This is a genomic window from Vibrio sp. D173a (assembly GCF_030248475.1).
In genome coordinates this window covers 1-3545 of sequence record NZ_JAHGAH010000145.1, presented here as the reverse complement: position 1 = coordinate 3545, position 3545 = coordinate 1, and the positions used below count along the sequence as shown (strand labels likewise).

The following is a 3545-nucleotide window of genomic DNA, read 5'->3' as shown; positions in this document are numbered from 1 at the left end:
ATCAACACACCCTAGCCACTTTTTGAATATAGTATTTACCTAGATACATAAGGAACGCGATGCAGTTCGCGTGATGTTCCGTTCAGGAATCGAACAGGAAAGGTATAACTATGAAAACAAAACTCTCGTTATTGGCTTTAGCGCTTTGCTCAACGTCTGCGATGGCTGATTCTTGGCTTTATGCCGGTGGTCAAATCGGTCAATCTGACATCGACAGTGAAAGTGATACGACTTACGGTATCCATGTAGGTACGGGGATCTTACCGCTGATCGGTATTGAGGTTGGCTACTTTAACCATGGCCAAGTAGATTTAAATCTTGGTGGTAACAAAGGTGATGTGGATTTCTCTTCATTCTATCTAGCGGCGAAACCAAGTATCGATTTTGGTCCTCTGCACGTTTACGCGAAGGGCGGTATCAATGCGTTTAACGTCGAATACAATGGTAATTTGAGTAGCTTGGACAAAGACGATGGTGTGTCTTACATGTACGGTGTTGGTGCTGAATACTTCCTGTTAGATAACATTTCTCTCGGTGCAAGTTATCAAGCATTTGGTGTGGATATTGATGGTGATAGTGATACCGTTAGTAGCATCACTGGTAACGTGACGTTCCATTTCTTATAAATAGAAGTGGGTCAGTGAACAGATAATAAAACAAACGCGCCGTTATTTTGGATAAAGTAACGGCGCGCTTTTTGATTAATCCTGAATTGGATTCGGTCGACATTGTATGTTGGTTAGAGGAATAAACTTGTCGTCTTTCTCGTAATAAACGCCACATTCCTCATCTCTGAGCTGCAAGGTGTATTGATCGGGCAACTCTGTCTCTGCACCGTTCAATGGCATGTTGTAACTCTCCATCAATTGTCCAGAAACGATCAACAAGTGAGAGTTCGTTTCAAACGTATTGGAGGCAATTTTCGGTGGTACTTGGTTGCCTTGAATCGTCGTAATCGCTCGTTGAATTTCCGTAACGGTGTCACCTGATGTCTTAATGCTGAGTGCATTGACGGCGTCGCTGTTGCTTGACGATGCACACCCCGTCAGCATCAGGCTCATCGTTGCTCCGGTGATCAATGCTTTTGTTCTAGTTAATTTTGACATGAATAGCCTCTTGTCGCAGTGGATCAAGCTGTAGATTTAGTGGAGTGCCACCCAGCATAGGCATAAGGCGAGGTGCTTTTGCTACGGCTGGTGCTGGTGGACAAGTTCCTGTGGTCATGTAGTTTAATGCTGCAGACAACATGCCTTCAGAACTATTACCTAATGGTTTGGTTAAATCATCCGCAACAACGCAGCCTTCCACTTTTTCATCTGTACCAATATTAGACGATACTAGACTTTTTGCTGTAGGTGTAAAGCCATCGGCAAAATCACCAAAGCCCTTAGCGTTCGAGGACTTAAATTGAATCGTGTAATACATGTTGCCACAGTTTTGTTGTGGGGAGAAACCGTAAGGCTTACCCGTTGTCGTCGTACCAATTTGAACGACTTCGACATCAATACCTCGAAGGCCGTTGATAAGAAGTTCACTGGAAGACGCGGTGTTATCTGTAGTTAAAACGTAAACGCGTTTCGCACTTAATGTCGGTAGGGCATTGTCAGTCAAGATACCTTTACCCCAATCAATTTCGGTATCGACAAAGCTATAAACGTTATTTTCTACCTCGCCGGAGTTCATGATCTTGTCGTTGTAAATCAGTTCAGCAAACGTGGAGCTGGAGTGCGTACCAGCCAGCATGTAGCCAACTTGTGCAGACTGCCAAACTAAGCCACCACCGTTGTAACGCAGATCCATAATAATTTCGTCAACGTTTGCCGCTGATAGTTGGTTAAAGGCATTAATAAGCGGTTGTTGTGCGGTGACTTCAAACGCGTTGTACTGCATGTAACCGACTTTTGTCCCATCATTGTCGATGATTTTTACATTACGAACTGGGCTTGTTGCTACGTCCACAGAGGTGAGCGTAACTATTTTAGGTGCACCGTCTACCGTTTCGAATGTGAACGTGAAATCTTTACCTAGATCTGGGGAGAAAAGTGTCTTGTTGATGAAGTCAATCTCTGCACGAGAGGATGTGTTTACAACATCAATATCATTAATTTTTAGTAGCTTATCACCACGAGCAACACCGTTTGAAGATGCTGGAGAATTGTCTTCGGTGTAAGAGATGATGACTTCTCGCGGCTGAGTGCTTTGCACAAACTTCCAGTTAAAACCAAAGCCAGCCACGAGGCCCGCCTGTTGCGACTTCATATAATCTTCGTATGAACGAGTGAAGTGGAATCGGTCTTTATTTTGACCCGAAGTCGTTTTGTAAGGTGTCACAAGAGAATCGAAGTATGCGAGAACTGACGGATAGTTACTTGGATTGTTATCGGGAATTTCGTCATACCAAAGGTAGGTGTCATTGCTGAATGCACGCAGGAACATTTTCTCGTGCAACGTTGAACCAGCTTCATCCGGGTACTTTTTTCCTGTGTAAGGATCAATTCCCGTTCTTGCGATACTACATTTATTAGCAAAACTGCTAGCAGGGACAGAAAAATCTTGAAATTTCCATGTGACAATATCTGTTGGCGTAGTACTCGTTGGGGTATCGCTGGAGCCACCTCCACCTCCACCTCCACCTCCACAGCCTTGCAACAATACGATAGGCAGGGTTGCAACCAACGCTAAGTTTCTATACTTCAACATAAATTTCCTTTTATCTGTGATGTTTATAGATTTAGTTGTTTTTGATGAAATCCTTATAATCCACTCGAATGTATAAATTTTAATGATGCTTGTGCAAACAATGAGCATTGTTGTGTGATGGCTATCATACATATTAGAGTAAAAACTCAGTTGTTAGTTTGGTGAAAATTCACACATCATTAATAAATAGTAGGTTAGGTAGTACGTAGTGGCTCAAAAACAGCAGTGGCACAATTATTAAGTTAGATGACTTGTCAGAAAGTAAGGAAGAGCACTTACTTTTTATTTTGTAGGTAAAGAGCCGATTTGACCTTTTCGGCTCATACATCGTGATGGCATTAAGAAATTTGGTCGAGCTGATATTGATACTTTTTCTCGAGAGCCTCATTACCCGCCGCGCGTTCGAGCTCAACCATGAGGCGTAAAGAGGGCTTTTTCACGCCATACATTTGATTAAAACGCATGAGTCGAATACGAGCATCAGTGTAATTTCCACTGTCGATTTCGAGCTTAGCAAGCTGAAGGATCGATTTAGGTCTATGAGGATCGTGGTCTATAGCGCGAGTGAAGTAGTATTTCGCTTTATCTTTATTGTTTGATTTCAGGGCGCAGAATCCGGCATTTTCGTAGCTGGCAGGGATCAGGTAATAGTATGGTTGCTCAATCGCTCGATTAAACATCTTGTCAGCTTGTTTGTATTCGCCTTGCTTGCACAGGAAGGTGCCGTAGTTGTTGAGCACGTTACCGTTCTTTGAATTCTGTCTTAGAGAACGTTTATACATGTCTTCTGCTTTAGCATCTTCTCCAACGGTTTCGTAATAATGGGCCATTGGGAGAAGTGGACC

General features: G+C 43.0%; 4 protein-coding genes. 1 reads left to right on the top strand and 3 read right to left on the bottom strand.

The features are described from left to right. Positions 1–110: 110 nt before the first annotated feature. Positions 111–626 (top strand): porin family protein, encoded by a 516-nt coding sequence (locus tag KIV40_RS15745; protein WP_005433757.1) that lies wholly within the window; start codon positions 111–113, stop codon positions 624–626. Between the two features lie 75 nt (positions 627–701). Here KIV40_RS15745 and KIV40_RS15740 read toward each other — a convergent pair whose 3' ends face one another. The 3 genes from KIV40_RS15740 to pilW form a co-directional block, all read right to left on the bottom strand. Continuing rightward, positions 702–1106 carry a hypothetical protein gene (locus KIV40_RS15740; RefSeq protein WP_012128133.1) on the bottom strand — a complete coding sequence of 135 codons (405 nt, stop codon included), beginning with the start codon at positions 1104–1106 and terminating at the stop codon, positions 702–704. Next, positions 1090–2700 carry a S41 family peptidase gene (locus tag KIV40_RS15735; protein WP_285350147.1) on the bottom strand — a complete coding sequence of 537 codons (1611 nt, stop codon included), beginning with the start codon at positions 2698–2700 and terminating at the stop codon, positions 1090–1092. Before KIV40_RS15735 ends, KIV40_RS15740 begins: the two co-directional genes overlap by 17 nt. Positions 2701–3038: 338 nt before the next feature. After that, positions 3039–3545 (bottom strand): type IV pilus biogenesis/stability protein PilW (pilW, locus tag KIV40_RS15730; protein WP_285350145.1); only part of this gene is annotated, 507 nt, incomplete at its 5' end.